The sequence below is a fragment of the Sphingomonas sp. LY54 genome, from assembly GCF_035594035.1.
GTDB lineage: Bacteria > Pseudomonadota > Alphaproteobacteria > Sphingomonadales > Sphingomonadaceae > Allosphingosinicella.
This window is the reverse complement of record NZ_CP141588.1, coordinates 1,461,679-1,487,657: the sequence shown is the minus strand read 5'-3', so window position 1 is coordinate 1,487,657 and position 25,979 is coordinate 1,461,679. Positions and strand designations below refer to the sequence as shown.

Genomic DNA, 25,979 nt, shown 5'->3' with positions numbered 1-25,979 from the left:
ATAAAATGGTCGGGGAGAGAGGATTCGAACCTCCGGCCCCTGCCTCCCGAAGACAGTGCTCTACCAGGCTGAGCTACTCCCCGACCGGTGTGTCTGGCCGAAGCCAACCGGGAGACAGTGGAGGGGCCTATAGGCAGCGGATCGGGGGAGCGCAAGCCGGCTTTGCAGGGGCGCGCACGATTCTGTTCCGCCGCTGACGGAGCGGCGCGCCGGCTCAGTCGGGATGGGCCGAGCGCAGCATGTCCTCGATGCTGGTGAACTTCTCGCGAGGGCTGCCGGAGCGGGCGCGGGCGGCCTCGGCGGCCTCGATCTTCTGCCAGTCGCGGAAGGTGACGACGTCGACCCCGCGGCCCGCGAGCAGGGCGTCGAGACCCACCCGGCCGGGCTTGTCGCTCTCCCCCGGGGGGAAGTTGGCAAGGATCTGCTCGGCGACCGCGAAGCCGTCGGGACGGTTGGTGCCGATCGTTCCGGTCGGGCCGCGCCGGGCCCAGCCGACGCAATAGAGTCCGGGGGCGATGCGGCCGTCATGATTGGCGAAGCGGCCGAGCGCGGCATCGAAGGGCACGCCGTCCATCGCCGGCGTGTGATAGCCGATGCAGCTCACCACCAGCCCGCAGGATATGGCGCTCGTCTCGCCGGTGCCTTCGGCGCGGCCGTCGGCGGTGAGGCGCGTCCGCTCGACGACGACGCGCTCGACGCGTCCGTCCCCCTCGATCGCGACCGGCCGGGCGAAGAAGTCGAAGACGATCGTCTTGGCCTTGTCCGGGGGCGTCGCCGCGAAGGCGCGCAGGTGCCCGACCGACTTGCGCATGCCCGGCTCTAGCGCCTGATCCTCCGCCTCGGGCGGGAAGTCGGCCGCGTCGACCACCGGCGCGGCGGCCTCGAGATGGCCGAGCTCGCCCAGTTCCTTGGGCGTCATCGCGATCTGGTGAGGGCCGCGCCGGCCGAGGATGCGGATGGTGCGGATGCGGCTCGCGGCGAGCGCGTCCAGCGCGTGGCCGACAATGTCGGATCCGGCGAATTCCGCGGGCGTCTTGGCGAGGATGCGGGCGACGTCCAGCGCGACATTGCCGTTGCCGATCACCAAAGCGGTGTCGGCCTCGAGCGGGGGCGCGAGGCCGACGAAATCGGGGTGGCCATTATACCAGCCGACGAAGGCGGCCGAGCCGATCACGCCCGGCAGCTCCGCGCCGGGAATGGCGAGCGGCCGGTCGGTCGGCGCGCCGGTGGCAAGGATGACGGCGTCGTAGAGCGCGGCGAGCTCGTCGACGCCGATGTCGTGGCCGACCGCGACGTTGCCGACGAAGCGGACATTGTCGGTCAGCGCCACCTTCTCGTAGCGCTTGGCGACCGCCTTGATCGACTGGTGGTCGGGGGCGACGCCGAAGCGGATCAGGCCGTAGGGGACGGGCAGGCGGTCGATCACGTCGATCCGGACGGCCTCGCCATAGTCCTTCTGCAAGGCTTCGGCGCTGTAATAGCCGGCGGGGCCCGAGCCGATAATCGCGACATGCCGCATCCCCGCCTCCCTTACATCTTGGGGGCGGATGCTAGCGTGGCGGCAGGGAGAGGCAAGTGGCGGCGGCTCAGGCCTTGGACTTGTCCTCGAGCAGGTCGGCGCCGCGGCGGCGCAGCACGCCCTCGATCTTGCCGGCAAGCATGGCGAGGAGCGGCGGCAGCATCAGTTCGAGCGTAACCTTTGTCTCGAACACGTCGATATGGCCGCTCACCTCCTGGCCCATGGCGCGGACGTTCAGATACATGCGGTCGCCGTCCCAGCGCGAATCGACCTCGGCCGCGCCGCCGGGAACATGGTCCTTGAGCTTGCCGATGCCCCCCTGCATGCGCCTTTTCGCCTCTTCGGCGCCGAGGCGGTGGGGAAGATCGACGATCATCGGTTTGCTGGCCATGGGCCGGGTTTAGCCTCGGTGGGCCGGCTACGGCAACGGTGGCCGGGCCCAATATCCGTAATATGCGCAAAACGTGGGTAATAGCCCATTAGCCAATGTCTCTTACCCGCCATCAATGCGGCGTGCGTAGGCCTAGGCGGCTGGACGTCCGACCTAGCCGATCGAAAGGGACTGTTGCGATGCCCGTTCTCAAGATGCGCAAGAGGCGGAAAACGCCGAAGCGGTACGAGCGCGGCTTCCTCCAGAGCCTGTTGCGCGACACGCGCGGCAACACTTTGGTGATCGCCGCCGCGGCGATGGTGCCCATGGCGGGCATGGTCGGCGGGGCGGTGGATTTCGGCCGCGCCTACCTCGTGAAGACGCGCCTCCAGCAGGCCTGCGATGCCGGCGTGCTGGCGGCCCGCCGCGTCATGGTCAACAATTCGCTCGACGGCAACCCGACCGGGAGCCCGAACCCGCGGACCGAAGCGCGCAACTTCTTCGATATCAACCTGCGCGGCCTCGACGATCCGACGACGAGCGCGCGCGAAACCGGCGATTACGGTTCGACCCTCACCACCTTCGCCATCGAGGACGTGATCGTGGACGGGGCGCCCAACGGCACGGTCGTGGGCACGGCCCAGACTCACGTCCCGACGACGTTGCTCCGCATATTCAACTGGGATGAATTCACCCTCAACGCCACCTGTGAGGCGCAGCTGCAGATCTCGAACAACGACATCATGTTCGTGCTCGACGTGACCGGCTCCATGAACTGTGCCGCTGCCGATACGACCGCCACTTGCAGCAACAATGGCGGCGTCGAGAAGAGCAACGCCCGTATCAAGGCGCTCCGCACGGCGGTCGTCAACTTCTATGACACGATCAACACGGCGACCGCAGTCGGCTCGCGCCTCCGGATCGGCTTCGTGCCTTACTCCTCGAACGTGAATGTCGGGAGGCTTCTGCCCAGCGACTATATCGTCGACAACTGGACCTATCAGTCACGCGAGCGTGAAATCGCCGGCTACAGTTCGTCGACCAGCGGTCCGACGGGCTGGTCGACGACGTCCACGAACAACGGCAGCTGGGTCTTCCATTCGTTCACCAGTGGGCTGACCAACACAGGCTGTAACAATTCGGTGCCGTCCAGGACCACCAGCAACGGCACGATCACAAGCAACACGACGACGACGACCAACTCGTCGGGGGTGATCACGGAAGTTACCGTCGACCAGCGGACGGCGACCGACACGGAATATCGGCGAGACACTTCGGCGACCCGCTGCACGATCCAGCGCCGGACTGTCACGCGGCAGGAGCAGCGCACCACCACGGTGACGAGGACCCCGAATTATAGATGGCGGTATAAAGCAGTCGAATATCCGACCAGCCAGTTCAAGCTGGGCAATGCGGTCACGACCCTAACCGGCAACAACTATACCAACGTCAGTTCGACCTGGAACGGCTGCCTCGAAGAGCGTGACACGGTTGCCCAAGCCACGTTCAGCTCGATCCCCAGCGGGGCGATCGACCTCGATATCGACCGCACGCCCAACTCGATCGCTACGCGCTGGCGGCCTTCATGGCCAACCGTCGCCTATGATCGTGCGGGCCTCGCTGATGAAACGTCTACCAGCAATCGCAACTCTCTGGCCGCCGTATGTCCGAAAGCCGCGCTCAATCTTGACGTCATGACCCAGACCGAGGTTTCGAACTACGTCAATGCGGCGGACTTCCGGGCCGACGGCAGCACCTATCACGATTTCGGCTTGATCTGGGGCGGGCGTCTCATCTCGCCGACCGGCATCTTTGCCGCGCGCAACGCCACGGCCCCGAACGCTCGTCCGATCAATCGCCACATCATCTTCATGACCGACGGCGACATGAGCGCAAGCACCGGTGTCTATGGGCTTTACGGCTACGAGAAACTTGACCGGCGAGTCAGCGGCGGGTCGATCAACAACGCAAACCTGACGGGTCGCCACAACGAACGGTTCAGCGCCGTGTGCGAGACGATCAAGGGCAAGAACATCACTCTGTGGGTCGTGGCCTATGCGCAGACGATGACCACGAGGCTGCAAAATTGCGCTAGCCCCGGAAGGGCCTTCTACGCATCGAGCGACGCCCAACTCATGGAGCAGTTCAACGCGATCGCCTCCCAGATCGCCGAACTGAGGCTGACGCGATGAGCCGCCGCAAACTCACTTTGCGCAGGGACGCGCGCGGCGCGGCGCTGATGGAGTTCGGGCTGGTCGCCCCGACCTTTTTCCTGATGCTGATGTTCTTCTTTGACGTCGCGCATTCGATGTATGCGAGTAGCGTCCTCCAGGGCGTGATGCAGACCGTTGCGCGTCAGGCCACGCTCGAAACGGGAACGACCGCCAGCGCCCAGATCGACACGTACGTCGAGACCCAGATGCGGACGATTGTGGGGTCGGGCGCCACCTTTGTCCCGGTGCGACGGAGCTACAGCGACTTCAGTTCGGTCGGGGATCCGGAGCGGTTTAACGACACCAACGGCAACGGCCAGTGGAATGCGGGCGAATGCTTCGAGGACGTCAATGGCAACGGTCAGTGGGATGCCGATCTCGGCCGCACCGGCCAGGGCGGGGCGCATGACGCCGTGCTCTACCGCGTTACGATCTCCTATCCGCGGATGTTCCCGATGGCGCAGATGGTGGGCTTGCCCCCCACGCAGGAGGTGAAGGCGTCCACGGTCCTTCGCAACCAGCCTTACGGCAACCAAACCCGTCCTGTTTTTGCGGTGTGCCCATGATTGCTTCCCGTATCTTTGGCGCGTTGCGCCGGCGTGCTCTCTGGGCGGACCGCGGCGGGTTCGCGCTCACCGAATTCGCGATGGCGGCACCATTGGTGCTGACGATGGGCGTCCTCGGGCTCGAAGCCGCGAATCTGATGTTGGCGCACATGCGGGTCAGCCAGGTCGCGGCCAACCTGGCCGACACCGTGTCGCGGCTGGGTGAAGCCAGCCCGCTCGGCATGACCATTATTCGGGAATCCGATATCAACGATGCGTTCGAAGCCGTGCGGCTCCAGTCCGGCAATTACGATATTACCCAGCGAGGACGCGTGATCCTGTCGAGCCTCGAGCAGAATTCGGCGGGCAACCAGTGGATCCACTGGCAGCGTTGCGTCGGGCTCGCCAACTACCCTTCCACCTATGGGGTCGCGGGCGACGGTGCGCTCGGGCGGCCGGTCATCACCGGCATGGGCCCTGTTGGCAAACAGATCAGGGCGCCCGCCAATTCGGCGGTGATGTTCGTCGAGATCACCTACAATTACCGGCACCTCATCACGACCCAGTTCGGCGATCCCACCATTCGCGTGAAATACGCCTTCCTGGTGCGCAACCGGCGCGATCTCAGGCCGGCCAACAACCCGTCCAATCCCTCGCCGGCAGTGACTCCTTCCACCTGCAATCTCTTCACCGCCTGACCGGCGGTTCGGCGGCAATGACGGCGAGCGTGGTCTGGAATGACCGCGCCTTGCGCCTATATCGTCTTGATGCTGCGCCCTTTTCTTCTGTTTCTCGCCGGCCTGACGGCGCTCGCCGCGCCTGCGCGCGCGCAGGAGGTGGCCGAGGGCCAGGCCGAGGCCGATTACCATGCCTGGCTCGCCAAGAGCCCGGCGGCGCGGGCGCAGGTGATCGCGTTCAAGCAGTTTCTCGGCATGGAGAAGGTCGAGGACGTGCTGCCGACCTGGCAGCTGGTCCGCACCGCCAGCATGTGGCGCGAATGCGACGGACCCCGGTTCGAGGTCGCGCCCTTCGGCGAATGGCAGCATGTCGCGAAGACGTTGCGCTTCGTGAAGAACCACGTTCAGCCGGTGTTGGGCGAGGTCGAGGCGCTGTCGGGCTACCGCAATGCCGAACTGAACCGCTGCGCCCGCGGCGCGCCCGAAAGCGCCCACCGCCATTTCTACGCGCTCGATCTCGCCCCGCTCCGGGCCGTGAGCCGCGACGGCATGATCCGCAGCCTGTGCGCAATCCACGGCTTCCGCGGCGCCGGCTACGATGTCGGCCTCGGCTTCTACAGCGGCCGCCGCTTCCACGTCGATTCGAAGGGCTTCCGCAAATGGGGCCCGGATGGCAAGGGCGCGACCTCGCCCTGCAACGCCTGAGACCGCCCTTAGCGGCCAGCCGCGCCACGACGCTTTGGATTTGCCAGCTTCTTTGCTATCGGGCCGCAACGCCTTCGCGGCTTCCTGAAAATTGGCTGATTTTGTGACTGAACTTGAGCGGATACGCAATTTCTCGATCATCGCCCATATCGACCACGGCAAGTCGACGCTCGCCGACCGGCTGATCCAGCGCACCGGCGGGCTCACCGAGCGCGAAATGTCGGCGCAGGTGCTCGACAATATGGACATCGAGAAGGAGCGCGGCATCACCATCAAGGCGCAGACCGTGCGCCTCGACTACAAGGCCAAGGACGGCAAGGACTATGTCCTGAACCTCATGGACACGCCCGGCCACGTCGATTTCGCCTATGAAGTCAGCCGCTCGCTCGCCGCCTGCGAAGGCGCGCTGCTGGTGGTCGACGCCGCGCAGGGGGTGGAGGCGCAGACGCTCGCCAACGTCTACCAGTCGATCGAGCACAATCACGAGATCGTGCCGGTGATCAACAAGATCGACCTCCCCGCCGCCGAGCCCGAGCAGGTCAAGAAGGAGATCGAGGACATTATCGGCCTCCCCGCCGACGACGCCGTGCTCGCGTCGGCCAAGAGCGGCATCGGCATCGACGAGATACTGGAAGCGATCGTCACGAGGATACCCCCTCCGAAGGGGGATAGGGACGCGCCGCTGAAAGCGATGCTGGTCGACTCCTGGTACGACCCCTATCTCGGCGTCGTCATCCTGATCCGCGTCATCGACGGCGCGATCAAGAAGGGCCAGCAGATCAAGTTCATGCAGGCCGGCACCGTCCACCTGGTCGACCGCGTCGGCGCCTTCCGCCCCAAGATCGAGCAATTGCCCGATTTGGGCCCGGGCGAGATCGGCTTCATCACCGCACAGATCAAGGACATCAGCGAGACCCGCGTCGGCGACACGATCACCGACGCCAAGAAGCCCGCCGCCGCGCCGCTTCCGGGCTTCAAGGAAGTCCAGCCGGTCGTCTTCTGCGGGCTCTTTCCGGTCGACGCCAACGACTTCGAGAAACTGCGCGAGAGCATTTCCAAGCTGCGCCTCAACGACGCGTCATTCAGCTTCGAGATGGAGACCAGCGCCGCGCTCGGCTTCGGCTTCCGCTGCGGCTTCCTCGGGCTCCTCCACCTCGAGATCATCCAGGAGCGGCTCACCCGCGAGTACGATCTCGACCTCATCACGACCGCGCCGAGCGTGGTCTACCATATCGCTTTGTCGCACTCGAAGGAGGAGCCGGCCAAGACGATCGAGCTCCACAACCCGGCCGACATGCCCGATCCCAACCGGATCGAGAGCATCGAGGAGCCGTGGATCGAGGCGACCATCTACGTGCCCGACGAGCATCTCGGCTCGATCCTCAAGCTCTGCCAGGACCGCCGCGGCATCCAGAAGAACCTGACCTATGTCGCCGGCCGCGCCCAGCTCACCTACGAGCTGCCGCTCAATGAAGTGGTGTTCGACTTCTACGACCGCCTGAAGTCGATTTCGCGCGGCTATGCGAGCTTCGACTATCACCAGATCGGCCACCGCGAGGGGGATCTGGTCAAGATGAGCATCCTCGTCAACAATGAGCCGGTCGACGCTCTGTCGATGATCGTCCACCGCGCAGTCGCCGAGACCCGCGGCCGCGGCATGTGCGAGCGGCTGAAGGATCTGATCCCGCGCCACCTGTTCAAGATCCCGATCCAGGCCGCGATCGGCGGCAAGGTCATCGCCCGCGAGACGATCGCGGCGCTGCGCAAGGACGTCACCGCCAAATGCTATGGCGGCGACATCAGCCGCAAGAAGAAGCTGCTCGAGAAGCAGAAGGCCGGCAAGGCGCGGATGCGCGAATATGGGTCGGTGAGCATTCCGCAGGAGGCGTTTATTGCTGCCTTGCGGATGGGGGAGGAGTAAGGCCCCAGGCTAAGGAGGGGATTGCGCAGCAATCGCCGACTTGGCCGCGGATCAGCCGAACGCCCGGCCGGCGTGGCGGCTGGCCTGGCCAGCCGAGCCCGTTCGACGCCGCGAATTCAGTTCGCGGCTAGGCTTTGAGTTCATGCGTATCTGACTGGCCCTAGCGCACCCGGACGGGGCCTTCCTCGTCCACTGGATTGTGCCTCACATGCGTCAGGTAGACGCGGCCCTGGTCCATGGAACACGCCTTCGCGAATTCGGCATCGACCTCTGCTTGATTCTGCAGCACGGCGGGGCCGTACGCGATCAGCGTGTCCTTGCCGTTGAGGTTGATGGTCAGCGGGACAAGACCGAAGCCGTTGATGCCCGTAGCGCGTATGAAGGCCGTCCGTTCCCGCTCGGGGGCGTCCTGCGTCACGAACTGGTAGGCCGCACGGAGGCCGCCCGCGGGAAACGTATCTACTTCGGGCGCGCGGTGCGACGCGCAAGCGCTGGGCAGGGTTCGCGGGTCCGAATCTTCGGGTTCCCAGCGCGTGGCGCAGGCCGTGGTTGCGATGGAAAGCACGGCGAGTATCGCCAGCCGGGTCTTGGTCATCATGGCTTGCCCTTTGTCAGCCCGAGTCTGACAACGGTTGGATGATGAAATGTTTAAAGGCGGCAGCGGCCGGGCTCGACTCCCGCTGGACTTTCCCCGCTAGGCCGCCTGACGCCGGTCATAGCCTTCGGTCGCCAGCATCACCGTCTTGGGCACCGGCTGCTCGCCGCTCAGATAATAAGCCACCGTGCGGCGCGAGAGGCCGAGCGCTTCGGCGGCGCGGTCGAGGGTGAGGCCGTGGCGCTCCATCCAGGCACGAAAGGCCGGAGCCGGCATCGCCTCCCCGGCTTGCTCGTCGGCCCAGCGGCGAAGCTGGCCGGCGCCGAGATCGATGCCGCAGCCCGGCCATTCGATTGACCAGCCGTCCTCGGTGAGACGGAGGTTCCGGAACGTCTCGGGATCGGCGAGCGGGGCCAGCACCGGCCGGGCCGCGATCAGCGGCGCGAGATCCAGTTCGGCGCGGCGGTCGTCGTCCCAGGCGAGGGCGAGCCGGGCGGGCCCGCACGGCGCCGCGGTTTCGATCCTGCCGATGCTCATTGGCCGTCTCCGCTCAGTTCCATCGACCATGAAGTGCAGATAGTGCAATAGTTGCACGGGCGAAGGTGAGGACTACTAAGAAGGTGGTTGAGCAGCATCGTGCTTTCGACGCCTGTTTGCCGAGTGCCCCGGCTGCGCGCAATTGGCCACGTCGGTCGAACCCTTGCCATGCTGGAGTTCAGTTGCGCCGAGGGTCGGATGCGCGCATTTTATAGACGTCCCAAGAGCCGCTTTCCCACAACTAAGGGGCTAACAGTCAGTGACTCTAGCTCCTCTGCAACAATGGAGCGAATTCGTCCTTTTACACTATCCCAATTCTCAAATCTTTCCGCGCCTTTCCGAAAGGCGGGCGTAAAGCGGACGCAGCGCCCAGTTTTATCCTCCACGTCATCAAGGTGGCCTCGGACTCCCCTCCTTGAGTATTCTGATAGGCTTATTCTTTTGAAGGACAAACGCGGAGACACATCGAGTATACCAAGTGACGGAATTCTTTCATCCTTATCTACCGCAACAAAAAAATGAACCCGGCTATGCTCCGATATAATGCTCCTAATATCACCCAAATGCTTTGCGATGTCGTTTCCTCTTACGAGTATCCATATGTCGGTGACGCCAGCAATCCGCCTGGTGAGCTGCAAATATTCTCGTAACGTGTCAACCTTAGGACGCGCCAACTTATCTGACGTCCTGTCAAGCTTCAGCTCGAGCTGGGCGAGCGGTCTAGCAGAAGACGGAAAGATGCCAGGAAATTCCTTGGCCAACATATGCTTAAGAGCTACACGTAGATTTCGCGTATTTTCTGGCAACGCCCAGAAAAGTACCTGACGACGAATATATCCTCTATTTACAGCTAAAGTCCCGACATCATCACTGCTCTGGAAGATATCGGCCACGAATGATCTCATGTCTTCGAAGCTGGCAATGAACAGTCCGAATGGGACTGAACTCGAAAACAAAGCCAATATGTCTCTTTGTAGCCGAGTCAAATCAAACATTGGGCCAGCTTCGTCGATCGCGCGTAACGCGCCCAGCTCGAACGCCAATCTATCTGTTATGGGGCGCTTGTTGCCACCAATTAAGGTAGTACTGTCGCAAATGGCCCCATCAAAAGATACACGAGAAACGTCAAAGGGCGACAAATCCTGACCCCTCAGATCAACTCCCGTGAAGTCGACATGCCGGAAAAAATGGGTCGGTTCAATTTCGGCCGCAGCAATAAGGTCAGCTATCTGGTCGCTATCGCAGTGCACTATGTCACAGATTATTCTCGTGTCCCAGAATCGTTCATTCTGCCACATCGTGTTCTTGCCTAAATTCAGACGTAGCTTCCCCGAGAACTACTACAGAAAAGGGCGCGTTCATATCTCCAGCGTGTAAGCCCTCACGTATAAGCTGGTCCTTCAAATACTCTTGAACTACGAGGCGTTTAGTAGACGAGTCGGACAGAGCGTTGTAACTACCATCGGAATGCCTGACTTTAATGTCGCTAAAAATTATATCTTCCCGCCGACACTGAATGAGTAGCTTGATGGCTGCCAGCATCTCCGTGGCGGCATGACGCCGGTTAACTCTCATTGTAAGGAGGCGTTGGAGGCCCTCATCCCACGCTCGCCCAGAGAGAATCTGATAACCTTCGACGTGGGGAGCGTTGGTGGTCGGCCTTAATATCCACGTGGGTTGATCTGGGCTCGTTCTTTGAAAAGAGATGGCGATGCGTTTGACCGGGCCCTCGGCAGAAATTTCGGTTTTACGAACCTGCGCGCTATCGGCAGCCTTTGATACAGCGCCGCTTAGAAGTGTCCTTGCTCCGATTCCAGTCGATGCCGCCTTTAATGTTTGGGAGCCGGACCTTTCTTCCGCCGAGTGCACAATCTTACCTGTGATGTCATCATCGCCCCGCCAGATTTCTCGAGGGTCAATTTCAAATGATTTCGGCTCCGTTTGAAGAAGCTTGATTTCGGCTCTGCGTAGGAACAGTCGAAATGAAATTTCGTCACCAGCTTCTCCTCCAAGACGCGCTTCGTCGAAATGAACGTAGGCGTGAAGAGCCACGCTTCCTTGAAGAGGTTTGCCCTCGTGCCACGGGTCGATGGTGACTAGGCCTTTAAGCTGTCGGAGCCGATTTTGTGTGTAGGTGGCAGAATTCATCGACTAGCCTCACGCCATCAATATCCCATCATAAACCACCTTCGATGATTCTATCCAAGAGATTTGACAGTCGAAATGGTCATCGGTGGAGTACGGAGTCGGACCATGTCGTGTTTTTTGCGCGGCGCTGGAGACTCCGCTTCAATCGCGGCAAGCCTAGTCCGCAGCCGCGTGGCGTCCATCGCCGTCGGCGCAGTCCCTGCGGCGCAGGCTGGCTGGCTTTTGCGCTCTCTTGCCGAGCTTCGGCGTCGCGTGCCGCGTGGGCGTCGCTCGGCGCGGGCGCTACAGGTGAAGTAAGGGCGCAGGGCGGCCTGCGCCGTCGGTCCTGTCGCCTGCGGCGCAGGCCGTCCGGCCTGTCGCGGCTCTTGCCTAAGTCCGGCGTCGCTGCGCGTCGGCGGCCTTAGGCGCGGCGCTAAAGGCTCCAATACAGCTCCTCGGGCCACCGATCATGATACCTGACCGCATCCAGCTCGGCGTGGATGGCGGCGAGGGCGGCTTGTTTGGGGGGCTCGGGGAGGGCGTCGAGTTCGTCCTCGTCGAGGTCTTCGGGGAGGCCGTCGAGCAGGCGGAACCAGGCGGCGTCGGCTTCGCGCTGGGCGCGGCGCAGATCCTCGATGCGGCGCTCGACCCAGGCGGCGCGGGCGGCGCGGCGGGCGAGCGCCTGGATGTCCTCCTCGGCGGAGCGGCCGGCGGCGGCGAGCAGGGCGCTTATGGTCTGGTCGGGGGGCATTGGCGGGGCCTTTCAGTGTCCTAATAGGGTTCGGCAGAAGGTGGCGCAGGTTCGGTGGGGCTGGTGCTGCGTCACGAGGGCGGCCTCGTGACGTCGGACCTGTCGCCTGCGGCGCAGGCCGTCCGGGCAGGTGCCGCGACTCTCGATCATGATCCGGCGGCGCTGTCGCGCCGGCGGTCATGCTCTTGGCGCGCCGCCTCCTCCCAGGCGACCTGGTCGGCAGCGGCCTGCCGGTGCCGCTTCTCAAAGGCGGCCCGCTGCTCCACGTGGCTGCGATCCAGGCCGCCCCTTGTGGCTTCCGGCGGCTCGATGCTGAAGCGGCCGTGGTCGGCGAGGAGGTCGCGCGGGATCGGGGCGGGGCGGGGCGGCTCGCCGAGCTCGGCCCATTTGGCGCGCCGCGCCTCGTCGAGCAGGCGCGACATCGGCGTCTCGGCCATGGCGATGAGCGGGGTGCCGCGCTCGCGATGCTCGGTGAGGATGCGGAATCCGTCCGTGCCCGCCAGGTCGATCAGCACCTCGACATAGGTGAGCTGGCGCAAATAGAAATCGGCGGCGACGATCTGGCCGGCGAGGCGCGCGGTGCGCTCCTGCTCGAGCTTGATCCGATATGTGCGGACGAGGCGATCGAGCCAGAGCCAGCGCTCGTCGTCGGGGGTGCGGGGGTCGGATGGCCCCTCCACCGCGGGACTTTCCACCACGCTGCGCGCGGTCCCCCTCCCCTGGAAAGGAAGGGGAGGATTTCTGGTCCTGGCGTTGGACCAGGGGGCGTCGGGCGGGCGCCAGCCGGCCTGCTCGGCGGCGACCGCGCCGAGACCCTCGACGAGGCGGCGGCTGCGCTCGTCGGCGGCGATCGCCATCGCCTCCCGATAGGCCGCGCAAAAGCCCTCATTGCCGGGCGCGGCCAGCAATTGGGTGACGCCATATTGGGCCTTGCCGACCGCGCGGGCGGCGGCGCGGGGCGAGCCGGTCAGCGACAGAGCGGCGATGAAGGCGCGCTGGCATTGCGCGTCCCAGCCGTCGGCGCGGGCGTTGCGGCGCGGGACGGGGGTAAAATCGAGCAGGGCGCCGAAGCCGGCGAACGGATCGGCGCCGGGCCGGCCGGAGGCGCGGCAGCGGTCGCAGACGACGGGGATTTGGTACTGCATGGGGAGAGTGTATAACCGATATGGTTATGTGTAGGAAAATGGAAAATGCGGGGCGGGTGAAGCGTTGGGGGAGAATGGTGCGGAGTGGAGGCCGTCACGGGAGTGAATCCCGTGACGTCAGACCGGACGGCTTTGCCGCCGGCTGGCCGGCCTCTCCCCGGCTCTTCGCCCAAGGCTCGGCGCCGCTGCGCGTCGGCGGCCTTGGGCTCGGCTAGGAGAGGCTTTGATGGACGCATGGAATGCCGAAGACCTGCAGCGGATGAAGGGGCTGCACGGAGAGGGCGTGAGCGTCAGGGACATCGCCTGCGCGCTCGGCAAGGGCGAGGACGAGGTGGCCGAGCGGCTGCGGCTGGTCGGGCTCGCGCCGGCGGAAGGCCCACCGCCCGAGCCGGCGATGGGACCCGACGAGGAGGGCGACGTCATCCCCGACGCGGGCGACGACCCGGCGGCCTGGGTGCACGGCTCGGGGGACGGGAGCGACGCCTAGGGGCGAATGCGCTTGCGCGGCGGCGGATAAGCGCGCAGGCCCGAACCATGTCGGCCTGCGCGCCGGCGACCCTCCGATAAGGACATTGCCGATGAGCACGGCCGAAGATTTCATGGCCCAGGCAGACGCCGCCACCGCGCAGCTCGCCGAAGCCACCACCGAAGCCGAGCGCATGCGGCTGCGCCGCGCCTCGGGCGTCTACCGCCGGCTCGCCGCCAATGTCGGCGAACGCGCCGAACGCGAGGGCGCGCGCGCCCCGGCCAAGATCCGCACCGAGCGCAAATACGCCACGGGCATGTTCAAGAAATAGCGGGTGCGGGGAGTGGGCGGATTGCCCCTCCCCCTTAACCTCCCGCGAGGGGAGGGGTGACTCCCGCGTTACGCGGTGAGGCGGCTCTGGGCGCCGTGGACGAGCTCGCTGGCGCGCTCGTAATCCATCGGCCGGCCGAACAGATAGCCCTGGATCTGGTGGCAGCCGAGATCGCGCATGCGCGTGAAGTCGTCGGCGGTCTCGACCCCTTCGGCGGTGACCGTCATGCGGAAGCTCTTGGCGAGCTGGACGATCGACTGGATGATCGCGACCGTCTCCTTGTTGTTGGCCGCCTCGCGCACGAACGAGCCGTCGATCTTCAGTTTGTGGAAGACCGCCTTGTTGAGATAGCCGAGCGAGGAGTAGCCGGTGCCGAAATCGTCGAGCGCGATGCCGACGCCGAGCGCCCGCAGCCGCTTCAGCACGTCCAGCGAGCCTTCCGAATCCTCGAGGAAGACGGTCTCGGTGACCTCGAGCTCGAGCCGGTTGGCGGGCAGGCGGTATTTGCCGAGCGCTGCGCTCACGGTCGCGGGGAGCGCGCGCATCACGAGCTGGCGGGCCGAGAGGTTGACGGCGACGGTAATGTTCTCGGGCCAGGTGGCGGCGGCGCGGCACGCCTCCTGGATCACCCAGTCGCCGAGCTGCATGATCAGCCCCGTCTCCTCGGCGAGCGGGATGAAATCGTTGGGCGAGACGATGCCGCGGGTCGGGTGGTGCCAGCGGATCAGGGCCTCGAAGCCGACCAGCGACTGGTCCGCGGCCGAGATGAGCGGCTGGTAGAGCAGGCGCAGCTGGCCCGATCCGATCGCGGCGGCGAGGTCCTGCTCGAGCCGCATCTTGTGCTCGGCGACGCTCTGCATGTCGGAGTTGAAATAGCAGCAGGTGCCGCGGCCCTCATTCTTGGCCTGATAGAGCGCGAGGTCCGCCTTCTGGATGAGGTCGTCGACGCTCTGGCCGTCGATCGGGCCGTAGGCGCAGCCGATCGAGACGCCGATGCGGATCTCGACCTGGTCGATGACATAGGGCTCGGCGACCGAATCGATCAGGCGCTGGGCGATATTCTCGACGCTCTTGCGGCCCTGCGCGTCCTTGATCACGATCGCGAACTCGTCGCCGCCCATGCGGCCGACATGGCCGGCCGCGCCGACCTCCTTGACGAGGCGCTGGGCGACGCTCTTCAGCACCGCATCGCCCTTGGGGTGGCCGAACGTGTCGTTGACCGGCTTGAAGCCGTCGAGATCGAGGAACATGATCGCGCAGGGCACATTGGTCGCCTGCGCGTTCGACAAGGCTTCGCCCAGCAGCTGGCGGACGCGGCCGCGATTGGGCAGGCCGGAGAGCACGTCCATATTGGCGAGGTTGGTCAGGCGCTCCTGCGTCTTCCTCACCTCGGTGATGTCCGAGCCGACGCCGCGGAAGCCCTGGAACTGGCCGCCCATGTCGATGATCGGATCGCCGGCAAGGCTGATCCAGCGCGCGCCGCGGCGGGTGCGAAGCTCCATCTCGAGGTTCGAGAAAGGCTGGCGGGCGAGCAGGGTGCGGCCGAGCGCGCTGTTGCCGCCCAGCGAGGCGGGCAGCGAATGGCCGACCAACTGGCTGGTCGAGCGGCCGAGCAGGCCGGTCATCCGCGACGAGATGTAGACGACGCGATTCTCGCTATCGACCTGCCACAGCCAGCCGACGCCGCGATGCTCATATTCGCGCAGCAAGAGCCGCACGGATTCCGCCTGGGTGCGGACGCGCGCCATTTCCTGCAACTGGTCGAAGGTCCAGCGCGTCAGGCGGCCGACGCCGAGGATCGCGATCGCGGCGACGCCGATGATGGTGACGGCGAGCTTGGGATCGATCTCCGGGCTGCCGTGCCAATAAGCGACGCACAGGCCTAGCGTCATCGTGCTGATCCAGGCGGTCGCGGCGGCGGGCACGGCGGCGAGGCCGATCGCGGCGATGATCAGGGCGCCCATCGCGCCGGCGATCACGACCTGATCGGCGAGCGGCAGGCCGGGGAAAGCGTAAGTGGGCAGCGAGGCCCAGAGCGCGGCGAGGCCGACCGCCTCGACTACCGGCCGCCAGTGCGGCTGGATGCGCGCGCTGCGGCTGCCGGCGACATTGCCCTGCTCGATCGCGCGCCGCCACGTCAGCCAGAAAGCGATGGCGACCATCCCGGCCCAGGGACCGAGCAGGCTGAAGGCGACATGGCCGAACATCGTCCAGGCGACGAGCGCGGCCGCGCCGGCGCCGGCGCCCGCGAAATAGGAGGCGAACAGGGCCGTGGTGCGGGCCTGGGCATTGTGGAGATGCGCCTCGCGCAGGCGGTGGTTGCCGGCATCCGACGGCAGCTCGACGGCGTCCGGATAGTCCGCCGGCCCGTTCTCTTCTGGATCGGAATCTGCGGGAACGGGGGTGTGATACATGGACATCCAATGCCGGCAGCTCGGTTCCCTCCGTACTAGCCGCAGACTGTTTGATGGAGTGTTAAGACCGGCGGGCGTTGGTGCGTGCCCGTAACAGGCGAAGCGCTTGAACACGCGGCGGAAATGGGGGAGGGACGAGGCGCCCACCCCTGTCTCGATCGCGAGTTCCGCCGCTGCCACGTCGCGCTCGGCAAGGCGATGATCCTGTGGATGTGGTCGAGCGCTCCGTACCCAGATGGCCGTCAGCCCCGATTACGCCGCGTCATCGTCCTCTTCTTCTGGCAAGATTTCATGAAGGTGTACGACACGGTAAAATCGCGCAATCCCCTTACGATCAGTCTCCACATTGACGTCCACACGATATGCCGCTTTGAACGGGTTGGCCTTCGGATCACTTTTGAGATCATTGATCCGCTCTTGGTCTAGTTGGGAGGCAAAGTGCACGGGCAGCGGTTTCTCCGAAATCGAGCGTATAATCGCCTTGTCGTCTGTCCTGCCTTGAGCTTTTGCGTCGTCGGTGCTGGTCCGTTGAAAATACATCAGGACGTTCTTGTGATCGGCATCGCCGCGATAATCTAAGACCTTTTGGGCGATTAATGCCCCTCGCTGAACTTCGGCCGCGTCGTTGCTACTCAGCTCTACCTCGGCGTAGACCTTGTGGCCGCTTCCCGTTTCCGAGCCCGCCCGGGCCCTCAGGGCAAACCTGCCCTTTTTAGTCTTAGCAACCAATGCCATGACGCTTTCAATCGCCTGCGCACCAGCCTTTGTGCACTCGATGTCGGCTGAACGAAGATCTTTCCGTCCGGCTAAGGTTTTAAAATAGCTCGTGACGACGTCGAAATGCTTCACATACTCGATAAAAATGTTCTGGTAATCAAGAAGACTGAAATATGCCCCAACGATGCTAGAGGCTCCGGCAAATTCGGCGAGAATGCAGTTCGACTCTATCTTGGTGATGTAGAGCTTAATGTCCTCGTCGCCAATTTTGCCGCCTTCGTTCTGAACCTTTTCTTTAAGAAAACGCTTATAGTCCCGGCTCAATCCTTGGAAGGCGAGTGTCATCTCCGTCAATTCGACGGGTTCGTGAACATCGAAATGGATCTCGATGCGATCCTTACTTAAACCGCTGACAGCCATGGTCCCCTCCGCTTAGGCCGTACCATCTCAGCTCCCCTTCATCACCTTGTCGACGGCGCTGGTGGTGACGGCGTGGTAGGTGGGGCGCGCCTTGGCGTAGATGCGCTGCGCGATGGGGCGGCCCCATTCGCCCTGCTTCATCAAGGTCTCGAACAGAGGCGAGACGAACTTGCGGCGGCCCATGCCGAGCAGGAAGCGCTCGGCGGCGGGCACGGCCGGCTCGTAGCGGTTGGCGAGCGCGAGCTGCAGCCAGGCGAACAGGGTTTCCGAATTGCCGCTCTTCGACAGGCCGAAGGCGCGGTCGAGCTCGGCGAGGCGGGCCTGGCTGAGATCGCGCTGGAGGCCGTTGAGGAAGCGCAGCCGCTCGGCCGTGGTCCAGCCGCCATAGGGCACGGCGGCCGCCGCGCCGCCGGCATTGAACGCGGCCAGCGCGGCGTCGATCGGGGCGAGGGCCTTCGGATCGGGACGCGCGACATTGGCGGGAAGGCCGGGCTGATAGACCCATTCGTCGAGCCGCAATTCTTGCTCGAGCGCCTGGTCGCCGCGGATCAGATTGGCGCGCAGATCGGCGAGGAAGAGGGCCGAGGTCATCGGCTGGAAGGCGTGGCGGTCGAAATAGGAGCGGAGATAGGCGTCGAAGCGCTCGCGGCCGACGGTGCGCTCGATCGTGCGCAGGAAGGCCGAGCCCTTGTCGTAGACGATGCCGCTGGAATCGGCCTCGCTGTCGTCGTGGAGGCGGGTGCCGGGCGCGGCGGCGCCGAGTTCCTTCAGCGCGGTCTCGATCTCGGCGAAGGACAGGGCCTCTTCCTGACTGGCGCGCGTCTTGCCGTAGAGCGCCTCCATGATCCTGTTCTCGAAATAGGAGGTGAAACCCTCGTTGAGCCAGCCGTCCGGCCAGACCGCGTTGGTGACGAGATTGCCCGACCAGCTGTGCGCCAGCTCGTGCGCGACGAGGCCGTTGAGGCTGCGGTCGCCGGCGATGAAGGTGGGGGTGAGGAAGGTGAGGGTCGGATTCTCCATGCCGCCATAAGGGAAGGCCGGCGGGAGGACGATCATGTCGTAGCGGCCCCAGCGATAGGGGCCGTAGAGCGCCTCGGCGGCGGCGACCATCTTCTCGGTGTCGGCCAGTTCGGCCGCGGCCGCGGGGAGCGTCGCCGGCTCGGCATAGACGCCGGTGCGGGGGCCGAGCGGCTGGAAGGCGAGGTCGCCGGCGGCGATCGCGATCAGATAGGGTGCGACCGGCTTGTCCATGCGGAAGCGGAAGGCGCGGCGGCGCTCGCCGGCGGCCTCGCCCTCGGGCGTCAGGCGCTCGCCGCTCATCACCACGGTGAGCGGCTCGGGCGCGACGATGCGCGCTTCCCAGGTCTGGCGGATGCCGGGGCTGTCCTGGGTCGGGATCCAGGTGCGGTTGAGGATCGCCTGGCCCTGGCTGAACAGGAACGGATGCTGCTTGCCCGCGGTCTGCTCAGGCGCGAGCCATTGCAGGGCCTCTGCGCCGGGCGCGCTGCGATAGGCGATGCGGATCTGGCGGGCGCCGTTGAGCTGGATGGCGAGCGGCTGGCCCATGGCGGCGTTATTCGCGCCGAGCGTGAAGGGAAGCGCGCGGCCGGACTGGTCGGTCACCGACTCGATCTCGAGCCCCTTGCTGTCGAGAATGATTTCGGGGGCGCCGGCCCGGGCCTGGACGTCGAGCGTCGCCGTGCCGATCATGCGCTTGGCCGCGAAATCGGCGACGAGATCGAGCGCGACATGGGTGACGCGGGCGACTTCGGGGCGGGCATAGCTCTTGGCGTCGCGCGCGTCGGCGGTGGTGAGGACCGGAGCGACCATGCGCGCGGCGGAGTCGGCGGCGGGCGCGGCGTTGGTGCCAATCGTGGTGCAACCGGCGGCGAGAAAGGCGGCGGCGAGCGCCAGGACGGACGTACGGACGGGAGCAAAGGACACGGGGCAATTCCATCGGATGCGGGCGGGGAGCCGCGCACGCTAATGGGAGGCTCGGCGTGCCGCAAGCGAAGCCGGGCGGGGAGGAGCCGCCCGGCCGGCCGATCAGATCTTGTTGAACTCGCCGCTGATGACGAGCTTGACGTCGTCGCCGAGGGCCGGCGCGGCATAGCCCATGCCGAACTCGCTGCGCTTGACGACGCCTTCGGCCGAGAAGCCGGTCGTGTACTTCTTCGCCATATTCTCGGCGGCCTTGTTGAAGGTGACCTTCAGCGTCAGCGGCTTGGTGACGCCGAGCAGGGTGAAGTCGCCGGTCACGTCCGCGGTGGTCGCGCTGGTCGGCTTGACCGCGGTCGAGACGAAGGTCGCGGTCGGATACTTGGCCGTGTTGAAGAAATCGGGGCTCTGCAGATGCTTTTCGAGCGCCGGATTGTGGCCGTTGGCCGAAGCCGTCTGGACGGTGACCGAGAGCTTGCTCGCCGCCGGATTGGCGCCGTCGAGCGTCAGCTTCGCGTCGAAATCGGTGAACTCGCCATAGTAAGTCGAGAAGCCGAAATGCGAGACCGACCACAGGATCTTGGCGTGGCCCTTGTCGAGCGCATAGTCGCCCGACTGGACCGAGGCGGCGGCGACCGCCTGGCTGGCCGGCGCGGGCGCCTGCTGGGCCACGGCATGGCCGGTGACGGCGGCCAAAGCGGCCGCGGCGATGATCATGGATTTGCGCACGTTCAAAATTTCCTTCTGTTGTGCGCGGGCCGCCAGGTGGCCGCCATCAACGCAAGATTGTCAATCTGCAGCCGGCTGAGGCCGGCGGCAAGGGCCGCTTCGGTCTCGCCTTCTTCGAGGCGGCCGTTGCGGGCGAAACTGCTGCAGGCGACGCGGCGCAGCGCCTCGAGCCGCGGGTTGGCGAGCGGACCGGGCTCATGCAGCGCGAAGGCGCGGCCGATCCGGCGGGCGACGCGGCCGACCCAGCTTTCCGGCGGGCCGGCGATGGTGCAGTCGCCGGGGGTGGCGGCAGCCAATGCGATCACCCGGAGTTCGAGCGGCGTGAAGATGCCGTCGGCGTCCTGCCATTGTTTATGCGCCGGTGCGTTCACCTTCATTCCCCTGTCTCGATCGCCCTTGATGGCTATCTGGAGCAAAAAGGGAGGGGCCGGAAGTCGCGTCGCCGTCATTGCAGCGTTGCTGTTTCAGCAACGCTCGCCGCGCCGTCAGAAGCTGTAGATCAGGGTCGCGCGGCTCAGAGTGTCGACCGGCTTCACGCCCGGCGGGGCGTTGCGCTCATATTGAATATTGTAGGAGAAGCGCGCCTTGAGCGCGCCGAGCAGGGTGGTGTCGAGTGCGGTCAAAGCGCTGGCGCTGGTGTCGCCCGATTCGACGTAGAGCGCGCTGTTCTGGGTGAGCTGGAGGGTCGGCGCGATCTTCCAGTTGAAATCGAGCGAGGCGCGGCCGGCCAGCGTCGAGGCCGCGCTGCCGTCGGTGAAGGCGGTGCGGCGGAAGGCGGGACCGCCCTCGAAGTCGAGCTTGAGCCGCGGCGAGGCGACCAGGCCGACGCCGACGCCGCCAGAGGCGGTGTAGCGGTCCGAATAGCCCAGGAACTTGTCATGCTCGTACTGGGCGAGGCCGAACGCGTAGAACCGGTCGTCGAAGCGGTAATTGGGCTGCCACGAGGCGAGGACGCGCTGCGTGGTGGTGTTGCCGTTGGTCTCCTGCACGTCGGCCCGGCCGGTGAGCTTGTGGCGCCATTCGAGGCCGGATCGCTCGGCCGAGAGCGCGCCGTAGAGGCCGAGGCTGTTGCTGTTACCGGTCGAGCGCGAGGCGCCCAGTTCCAGTTGCCCCTTCCAATGTTCGAGCGGGCCGGCCGCAGCGAGGCTCTGCTTGCGCGCCTCGGCGGCTTCGGCTTCGCGCGCGGCGACGTCGGCCTGCCAGGCGGCGTCGATCGCGTCGATCTCGGCGACGGCCGCCGGATTGGTTTCGCGGGCGAAGCGGATCACGGCCGCCACGCTCGGGGCGTCGCCGGCGGCGATGGCGGCGTCGATCATCGCGCGCACCGGCGGCGGCAGTGCTTCCGGGGACGCGGCGGGCGCCGGCGCGGCGGCGACGAGCGAGAGCGCGGACAAAGACGCGAGAACCATGTCCCCTTATGCGGGGACGGGCGCGGCTTTGGAAGATGCGGCGGACCCGGGGTCGGCCGGCCACAGGCGGTCGACGGCGCTTTCCGCGGCGGCGCCGAGGGCAAGGCCGGCCGCGACGTCGGTGGGATAATGGGCGCAGCGCGGGATCTGGGCGAGCGCGATCAGGCCGGCGGCCGCAAGCGCCGCGCCCTGGTACTCGGGATATTCGCGGGAAAAGGCGCGGGCGACCGCGATCGCGCCGGCGCTGTGGCCGGAGGGGAAACTGGTTTCCTCCTTGGCGCGGTTGCGCCCGGTCTTGGGCTTGTGGTCGCCGCGCGCGACGACGGCGCCGCGTGGCCGCGTCCGGTCGATCCTGTGCTTGACGAAATTCTTGGCCGCGGTGGCGAGCAGGTGGGCGGCGATCATCCGCCCGCCGGCGCGTGCCATGCGGGCGTCGCGGCGGACGAGGCCGGCGGCGAGCACGGCTCCGGAAAGGCTGAGCATCTGGGGCTGGTCGCCAAGCTCGCTATACCAGGCGAGCGCCTTCACCGGGGGCGCGTGGCGATAGGGCTCGACCGCGTCGACGGCGGCGGCATCGGCATCGAGCAGCGCCTGGCCGGCGCGGGCGGACTTCTTCTTTGCGGTCATGGCGGGGATAAAGCGCGACGGCGGCTTTGGTGCCGCGGTCGCGACGCAACTGGCCCCCGCCGCGACACAAGCAACCGGCGGCGGGGGCAAACCACCCTCGGGGGCGGGCAGCGCCGCTCCTTTCGAGCACTCGCGGTGAATGGGGACCGTATGAAGCCGTTAGCCGCGGTTCATCGGGGCGGAGCCGCTTGCCCCGAAACTTGATCTATGTTCATCTGCGTTCCGGAGCCGCCGCGCGTTCGGCGGGCTCCCTGTCCCCGTAGCTTTGCTTCGCGTGCGGCGGCGCCTGTGCCGGCCGCTCCAACAGGGGAATGAGCATGAAGAACATATTGATCGCAGCCGCCTGCGCCGCTGCCATCTGGGCCGCGCCCGCCGCCGCCCAGGAAAGCAGCTATACGCCCGGCACCTATTGGGACGTCGGCATGATCGACGTCGAGGACGGCAAGGCGGAATCCTACATCGACTTTGTCGCCTCCGAGTGGAAACGGAACCAGGAATATGCCAAGTCGCAAAAGTGGATCCGCGACTATTTCGTGCTGGCCAATGCCTATCCGCGTCACGGCGAGCCCGATCTCTACCTGATCACCGTGTTCGACAAGCTTCCCGACGCGGCCGAGGACCTCAAGCGCCAACGCGAATATGAAGCGTGGGCGAAGAAGAATGCCCGTCAACTCGACGTCGAGACCGGGCAGCGCGGGACGATGCGCAAGATCATGGGCGCGATGCTGCTGCGCGAGCTCAAGCTGAAATGAGGGACGGCGGGGACCGGGCACGGCGCCCGGTCTCCGCTTACGCTCCCGCACGGCACGCGCTCGTTCAGGCCATTTGCAGCTTCGGGGCGCGATGGTCTAGGGCGATGCGACGCAGCGCGAGGAGTACGAGCAGCCCGTGACCAGTCTCGACAAAGCCAGGGCGCTCGCCTTGTTCGTGCCGGCGGCCTTGCTCGCCGGCGCGCTCGGCTCGCAATATATTGGCGGCCTCCACCCGTGCGAGATGTGCCACTGGCAGCGCTGGCCCCATTATGCCGCGGTCGCGCTGGCGCTGGCGTCGTTCGCGCTGCGCGGCAGCGCCGACAAGGGCCGCAGCTTCGTCTGGCTGGCCGGCCTGGCGATCCTCGTCAGCGGTCTGGTCGGCGTCTATCATGCCGGCGTCGAGGCGGGCATCTTCGAAGGCCTGACCCAGTGCAGTTCGATCGGCGCGGCTGGATCGGCGCAGGACATCCTCGCGGATATTATGGCGACGCCGCTCGTTCGTTGCGATCAGGTGCAGTTTTCGTTTCTCGGCATCTCGATGGCAGGGTGGAACGCCATCCTGTCGATCGGTGCGGCAATGGTGATCCTATGGCTGAGCCTCAGGCGGCCGCGCCCGGCGGCAACAATATGAACCCGCGCCCGCCCGGCTGGCGCCCCGGCGACGCGCGCGCCGACATCGGCTCTATGATCCGCGTCGACCAGGCCGGCGAATATGGCGCGACCCGCATCTATGCCGGCCATCTCGCCGTGCTCGGCAACCGCCACCCGGCGGCGCGCTCGATCGCCCGCATGGCGGCGCAGGAGGAACGCCACCTGCGCCATTTCGACGCGATGATCCACGATCGCGGCGTCCGACCGACATTGCTCCAGCCGGTCTGGAACGTCGCCGGCCACGCGCTCGGCGCGGTGACCGCCTTTCTGAGCCCGAACGCGGCCATGGCCTGCACCGCCGCGGTCGAGACCGAGATCGACAAACATTATGCCGACCAGCTCGAGGCGCTTGGCAACGACGATCCCGACCTGTCGGCGACGATCGCCGAATTCCAGGCCGAGGAACTGGAACATCGCGAGACCGCGATCGCCGCCGGCGCCGAGCAGGCGCTGGGCTATCCCGTTCTTTCCGCCTTCATCCGCGCCGGCTGCCGCGCCGCCATCGCACTTTCCAAGAGGATCTGACCATGAAGCTTCTTCTCCTCGCCGCGACCGCGACCGCTGCAGCCCTCGCCGCCCCCGCCGCGGCCCAATCGACCCCCGACGACAGCAAGGTCCAGGCGCTGGTCGTCTATGGCGACGATCCGTGCCCCGCCTCGACCGAGGACACGATCACGGTCTGCGCGCGCAAGCCCGAGAGCGAGCGCTACCGCATCCCCGAGCCGCTGCGCAGCGATCCCAACGATCCGCGCAACCAGACCTGGACCGAGAAGGCGACCGAACTGCAATATGTCGGCCGCTCCGGCATCGGCAGCTGCTCGCCGGTCGGCCCGGGCGGCATGATCGGCTGCTTCGAGGACGTCGTCCGCGCCGCCCGCGCCGAGCGCGCCAGCAGCGACTCGGTCAACTGGAACCGGCTGATCGAGGAAGCGCGCCAGGAGCGGCTGAGCCGGATCGACGCCGAGGCCGAGGCGGTCGAGCGCAACCAGTAAGGCTGCGCGGAAACGAACGCCCGCCCCGCTTGTTACCCCTTCGCCAAGCGCGGAGGAGAGCGGGACCATGAGCGACAATGTTTACAAGATCATCGAGATCGTCGGCAGCTCGGCGACGAGCATCGAGGACGCGATCTCGGGCGCGGTGAGCCGCGCGGCCACCACGATCCGCGACATACGCTGGTTCGAGGTCAAGGAGACGCGCGGCCATGTCGAGGGCGGCAAGGTCGCGCATTACCAGGTGACGCTGCGGATCGGCTTCACGCTCGCCGATTAAGCGGCTCAAAAAGGGTCTGGCACGGCACCTGTTTGCCGATAGGGTGCGGGCGACCTGGGAGGGAGCCTGCAGATGACCGTTGCCGAAGCCACTCCGGAGCTCGACGCCGTCGCCGGGCGCAATGACCGCGCCTTCCTCGGCCATCCCAAGGGCCTCGGCTATCTCGCCTCCAGCGAGACCTGGGAGCGTTTCTCCTATTACGGCATGCTTCGCGGCCAATGCGCTGGTCGGCTGGGTCGGTAGCTGGTTCGAGCAGATGCCGACGACCAGCTTCTGGCTGATGCATGCCGGCTTCGCCGCGACCGCCGGCGCGGTGTTCCTGCTGTTCAAACTGTTCCTCGCCAAGCACCTGATCCAGGCGGAGCCGGCGCCGCTGCCGGCGTAACGGAAGCGCCATGCTGATCATACGCGCCGCCCGGCGGGGGGCGATCCCGCCCACATCTCGGGCGGCGGCCCTGATCGCGGCCCTGTGCCTCGGCATCGCGGTGGCGGTAGCGCCGTAAGGCAGACTGTTGCCGTTTGGTGACAATGGTGTGTCATTTGCATGGTACAGGCCTCCAAAGGCTTGTGAACACACGAATTGTGGCTAGAGGGGCGCCCGACTGGCCGGTCCTCGGCCCGTTTTGTACATTCCAGAGTTCCTGAGGGGGATCCATGAAGAAGATTGTTCTCGCGTCCGTTGCGGCGCTCGCTTTCGCTACGCCGTCTTTCGCGGCCGATTTCACCGGCCCGCGCGTCGGCGGCAATGTCGGCCTGGCCGACGAGAAGCTCGTCGGTGACGGCGCTTTCACCTACGGCGCCGAGGTCGGTTACGACCACGCGCTCGCCGAAAATGCGATCGTCGGCATCACCGCCGAGATCCAGGACACGGACGACACCGGCCGCGAGCTGGCCCTGACCGCCCGCGTCGGCGGCCTCGTTAACAACACGGCCCTCGTCTACATCCTGGGCGGCTACACCAACCTCAACGCCGCCGGCTTCAACTTCGAAGGCTTCAAGATCGGCGCCGGCGTCGAAGTTGCCGTCACCGAGCAGGCGTTCGTCAAGTTCGAGCATCGCTACGCGAACTACGATTCCGGTGTGAAGTACCACCAGAACCTGGTCGGCGTCGGCTTCCGCTTCTAAGCGGCGCGCCGAGCGAAAAGGAAGGG

General features: G+C 65.8%; 30 protein-coding genes and 1 tRNA gene. 15 read left to right on the top strand and 16 right to left on the bottom strand.

Features of this window, described 5'->3' with window-relative positions:
* Positions 1–6 precede the first annotated feature (6 nt).
* The 3 genes from SH591_RS07550 to SH591_RS07540 form a co-directional block, all read right to left on the bottom strand.
* Positions 7–83 (bottom strand) — tRNA-Pro (locus SH591_RS07550).
* Between the two features lie 131 nt (positions 84–214).
* Positions 215–1,519 (bottom strand): FAD-dependent oxidoreductase, encoded by a 1,305-nt coding sequence (locus SH591_RS07545; protein WP_324751193.1) that lies wholly within the window; start codon positions 1,517–1,519, stop codon positions 215–217.
* 67 nt (positions 1,520–1,586) lie between these two features.
* A complete protein-coding gene (locus tag SH591_RS07540) occupies positions 1,587–1,910 on the bottom strand; it encodes a polyhydroxyalkanoic acid system family protein (protein ID WP_324751192.1) in 324 nt (107 codons plus the stop codon).
* Positions 1,911–2,089: 179 nt separating this feature from the next.
* Here SH591_RS07540 and SH591_RS07535 point away from each other — a divergent pair, with 179 nt between their 5' ends.
* From SH591_RS07535 to lepA, 5 genes are all read left to right on the top strand, one after another.
* Positions 2,090–4,081, top strand: coding sequence for a pilus assembly protein (locus SH591_RS07535; RefSeq protein WP_324751191.1), 1,992 nt, complete (start codon positions 2,090–2,092; stop codon positions 4,079–4,081).
* Entirely contained in the window at positions 4,078–4,668 is a 591-nt protein-coding gene (locus tag SH591_RS07530; protein ID WP_324751190.1) for a TadE/TadG family type IV pilus assembly protein, read from the top strand. Before SH591_RS07535 ends, SH591_RS07530 begins: the two co-directional genes overlap by 4 nt.
* Positions 4,665–5,345: a TadE/TadG family type IV pilus assembly protein gene (locus SH591_RS07525; protein WP_324751189.1), complete on the top strand. Its 681-nt coding sequence runs from the start codon at positions 4,665–4,667 to the stop codon at positions 5,343–5,345. Before SH591_RS07530 ends, SH591_RS07525 begins: the two co-directional genes overlap by 4 nt.
* Positions 5,346–5,414: 69 nt before the next feature.
* Positions 5,415–6,029 (top strand): D-Ala-D-Ala carboxypeptidase family metallohydrolase, encoded by a 615-nt coding sequence (locus SH591_RS07520; RefSeq protein WP_324751188.1) that lies wholly within the window; start codon positions 5,415–5,417, stop codon positions 6,027–6,029.
* 103 nt (positions 6,030–6,132) lie between these two features.
* Positions 6,133–7,950: a translation elongation factor 4 gene (lepA, locus tag SH591_RS07515; RefSeq protein WP_324751187.1), complete on the top strand. Its 1,818-nt coding sequence runs from the start codon at positions 6,133–6,135 to the stop codon at positions 7,948–7,950.
* Positions 7,951–8,110: 160 nt separating this feature from the next.
* Here lepA and SH591_RS07510 read toward each other — a convergent pair whose 3' ends face one another.
* From SH591_RS07510 to SH591_RS07485, 6 genes are all read right to left on the bottom strand, one after another.
* The gene (locus SH591_RS07510; protein WP_324751186.1) at positions 8,111–8,548 is read right to left on the bottom strand and encodes a hypothetical protein; all 438 of its coding nucleotides are present in this window, start codon (positions 8,546–8,548) and stop codon (positions 8,111–8,113) included.
* Between the two features lie 96 nt (positions 8,549–8,644).
* Positions 8,645–9,082, bottom strand: a complete 438-nt coding sequence (locus SH591_RS07505) for a DUF2442 domain-containing protein (RefSeq protein WP_324751185.1) — start codon at positions 9,080–9,082, stop codon at positions 8,645–8,647.
* A gap of 209 nt (positions 9,083–9,291) precedes the next feature.
* Positions 9,292–10,332 (bottom strand): hypothetical protein, encoded by a 1,041-nt coding sequence (locus SH591_RS07500; protein ID WP_324751184.1) that lies wholly within the window; start codon positions 10,330–10,332, stop codon positions 9,292–9,294.
* Positions 10,333–10,366: 34 nt separating this feature from the next.
* Positions 10,367–11,230, bottom strand: a complete 864-nt coding sequence (locus SH591_RS07495; RefSeq protein ID WP_324751183.1) for a hypothetical protein — start codon at positions 11,228–11,230, stop codon at positions 10,367–10,369.
* 412 nt (positions 11,231–11,642) lie between these two features.
* Complete coding sequence (locus tag SH591_RS07490; RefSeq protein ID WP_324751182.1) at positions 11,643–11,960, bottom strand: hypothetical protein; 318 nt, start codon at positions 11,958–11,960, stop codon at positions 11,643–11,645.
* Between the two features lie 146 nt (positions 11,961–12,106).
* Positions 12,107–13,105 (bottom strand): hypothetical protein, encoded by a 999-nt coding sequence (locus SH591_RS07485; RefSeq protein ID WP_324751181.1) that lies wholly within the window; start codon positions 13,103–13,105, stop codon positions 12,107–12,109.
* Between the two features lie 226 nt (positions 13,106–13,331).
* On the opposite strand from SH591_RS07485, the gene SH591_RS07480 reads away from it, so the two are divergent.
* The gene (locus SH591_RS07480; RefSeq protein WP_324751180.1) at positions 13,332–13,592 is read left to right on the top strand and encodes a hypothetical protein; all 261 of its coding nucleotides are present in this window, start codon (positions 13,332–13,334) and stop codon (positions 13,590–13,592) included.
* 91 nt (positions 13,593–13,683) lie between these two features.
* Positions 13,684–13,902 carry a hypothetical protein gene (locus tag SH591_RS07475; protein WP_324751179.1) on the top strand — a complete coding sequence of 73 codons (219 nt, stop codon included), beginning with the start codon at positions 13,684–13,686 and terminating at the stop codon, positions 13,900–13,902.
* Between the two features lie 68 nt (positions 13,903–13,970).
* On the opposite strand, the gene SH591_RS07470 is transcribed toward SH591_RS07475, so the two are convergent.
* The 7 genes from SH591_RS07470 to SH591_RS07440 all read right to left on the bottom strand — a co-directional run bounded on the left by SH591_RS07470 (position 13,971) and on the right by SH591_RS07440 (position 22,156).
* On the bottom strand, positions 13,971–16,316 hold the full coding sequence (locus SH591_RS07470) for a putative bifunctional diguanylate cyclase/phosphodiesterase (protein ID WP_324751178.1): 2,346 nt from the start codon (positions 16,314–16,316) through the stop codon (positions 13,971–13,973).
* Positions 16,317–16,568: 252 nt separating this feature from the next.
* Entirely contained in the window at positions 16,569–17,453 is an 885-nt protein-coding gene (locus SH591_RS07465; protein ID WP_324751177.1) for a hypothetical protein, read from the bottom strand.
* Positions 17,454–17,480: 27 nt separating this feature from the next.
* On the bottom strand, positions 17,481–19,283 hold the full coding sequence (locus SH591_RS07460) for a M1 family metallopeptidase (RefSeq protein ID WP_416385232.1): 1,803 nt from the start codon (positions 19,281–19,283) through the stop codon (positions 17,481–17,483).
* 216 nt (positions 19,284–19,499) lie between these two features.
* On the bottom strand, positions 19,500–20,120 hold the full coding sequence (locus tag SH591_RS07455) for a YceI family protein (RefSeq protein WP_324751175.1): 621 nt from the start codon (positions 20,118–20,120) through the stop codon (positions 19,500–19,502).
* 2 nt (positions 20,121–20,122) lie between these two features.
* Positions 20,123–20,497 carry a hypothetical protein gene (locus SH591_RS07450; RefSeq protein WP_324751174.1) on the bottom strand — a complete coding sequence of 125 codons (375 nt, stop codon included), beginning with the start codon at positions 20,495–20,497 and terminating at the stop codon, positions 20,123–20,125.
* Between the two features lie 108 nt (positions 20,498–20,605).
* The gene (locus SH591_RS07445) at positions 20,606–21,529 is read right to left on the bottom strand and encodes a DUF481 domain-containing protein (RefSeq protein WP_324751173.1); all 924 of its coding nucleotides are present in this window, start codon (positions 21,527–21,529) and stop codon (positions 20,606–20,608) included.
* Between the two features lie 6 nt (positions 21,530–21,535).
* The gene (locus SH591_RS07440; protein WP_324751172.1) at positions 21,536–22,156 is read right to left on the bottom strand and encodes a phosphatase PAP2 family protein; all 621 of its coding nucleotides are present in this window, start codon (positions 22,154–22,156) and stop codon (positions 21,536–21,538) included.
* Between the two features lie 317 nt (positions 22,157–22,473).
* On the opposite strand from SH591_RS07440, the gene SH591_RS07435 reads away from it, so the two are divergent.
* The 8 genes from SH591_RS07435 (at position 22,474) to SH591_RS07400 (ending at position 25,953) form a co-directional block, all read left to right on the top strand.
* Positions 22,474–22,908 carry a hypothetical protein gene (locus SH591_RS07435; RefSeq protein WP_324751171.1) on the top strand — a complete coding sequence of 145 codons (435 nt, stop codon included), beginning with the start codon at positions 22,474–22,476 and terminating at the stop codon, positions 22,906–22,908.
* 136 nt (positions 22,909–23,044) lie between these two features.
* Positions 23,045–23,539, top strand: a complete 495-nt coding sequence (locus SH591_RS07430) for a disulfide bond formation protein B (RefSeq protein ID WP_322830919.1) — start codon at positions 23,045–23,047, stop codon at positions 23,537–23,539.
* On the top strand, positions 23,497–24,084 hold the full coding sequence (locus tag SH591_RS07425; protein ID WP_416385217.1) for a demethoxyubiquinone hydroxylase family protein: 588 nt from the start codon (positions 23,497–23,499) through the stop codon (positions 24,082–24,084). The genes SH591_RS07430 and SH591_RS07425 overlap by 43 nt, the downstream gene beginning before the upstream one ends.
* 2 nt (positions 24,085–24,086) lie before the next feature.
* Positions 24,087–24,551: a hypothetical protein gene (locus SH591_RS07420; RefSeq protein WP_322830918.1), complete on the top strand. Its 465-nt coding sequence runs from the start codon at positions 24,087–24,089 to the stop codon at positions 24,549–24,551.
* Between the two features lie 67 nt (positions 24,552–24,618).
* Complete coding sequence (locus tag SH591_RS07415; protein WP_324751170.1) at positions 24,619–24,828, top strand: dodecin; 210 nt, start codon at positions 24,619–24,621, stop codon at positions 24,826–24,828.
* Positions 24,829–24,900: 72 nt separating this feature from the next.
* Positions 24,901–25,071 carry a hypothetical protein gene (locus SH591_RS07410; protein WP_324751169.1) on the top strand — a complete coding sequence of 57 codons (171 nt, stop codon included), beginning with the start codon at positions 24,901–24,903 and terminating at the stop codon, positions 25,069–25,071.
* 13 nt (positions 25,072–25,084) lie between these two features.
* Positions 25,085–25,213 (top strand): hypothetical protein, encoded by a 129-nt coding sequence (locus SH591_RS07405; protein WP_322830916.1) that lies wholly within the window; start codon positions 25,085–25,087, stop codon positions 25,211–25,213.
* A gap of 269 nt (positions 25,214–25,482) precedes the next feature.
* Positions 25,483–25,953 carry an outer membrane beta-barrel protein gene (locus SH591_RS07400; RefSeq protein ID WP_324751168.1) on the top strand — a complete coding sequence of 157 codons (471 nt, stop codon included), beginning with the start codon at positions 25,483–25,485 and terminating at the stop codon, positions 25,951–25,953.
* Positions 25,954–25,979 lie beyond the last annotated feature (26 nt).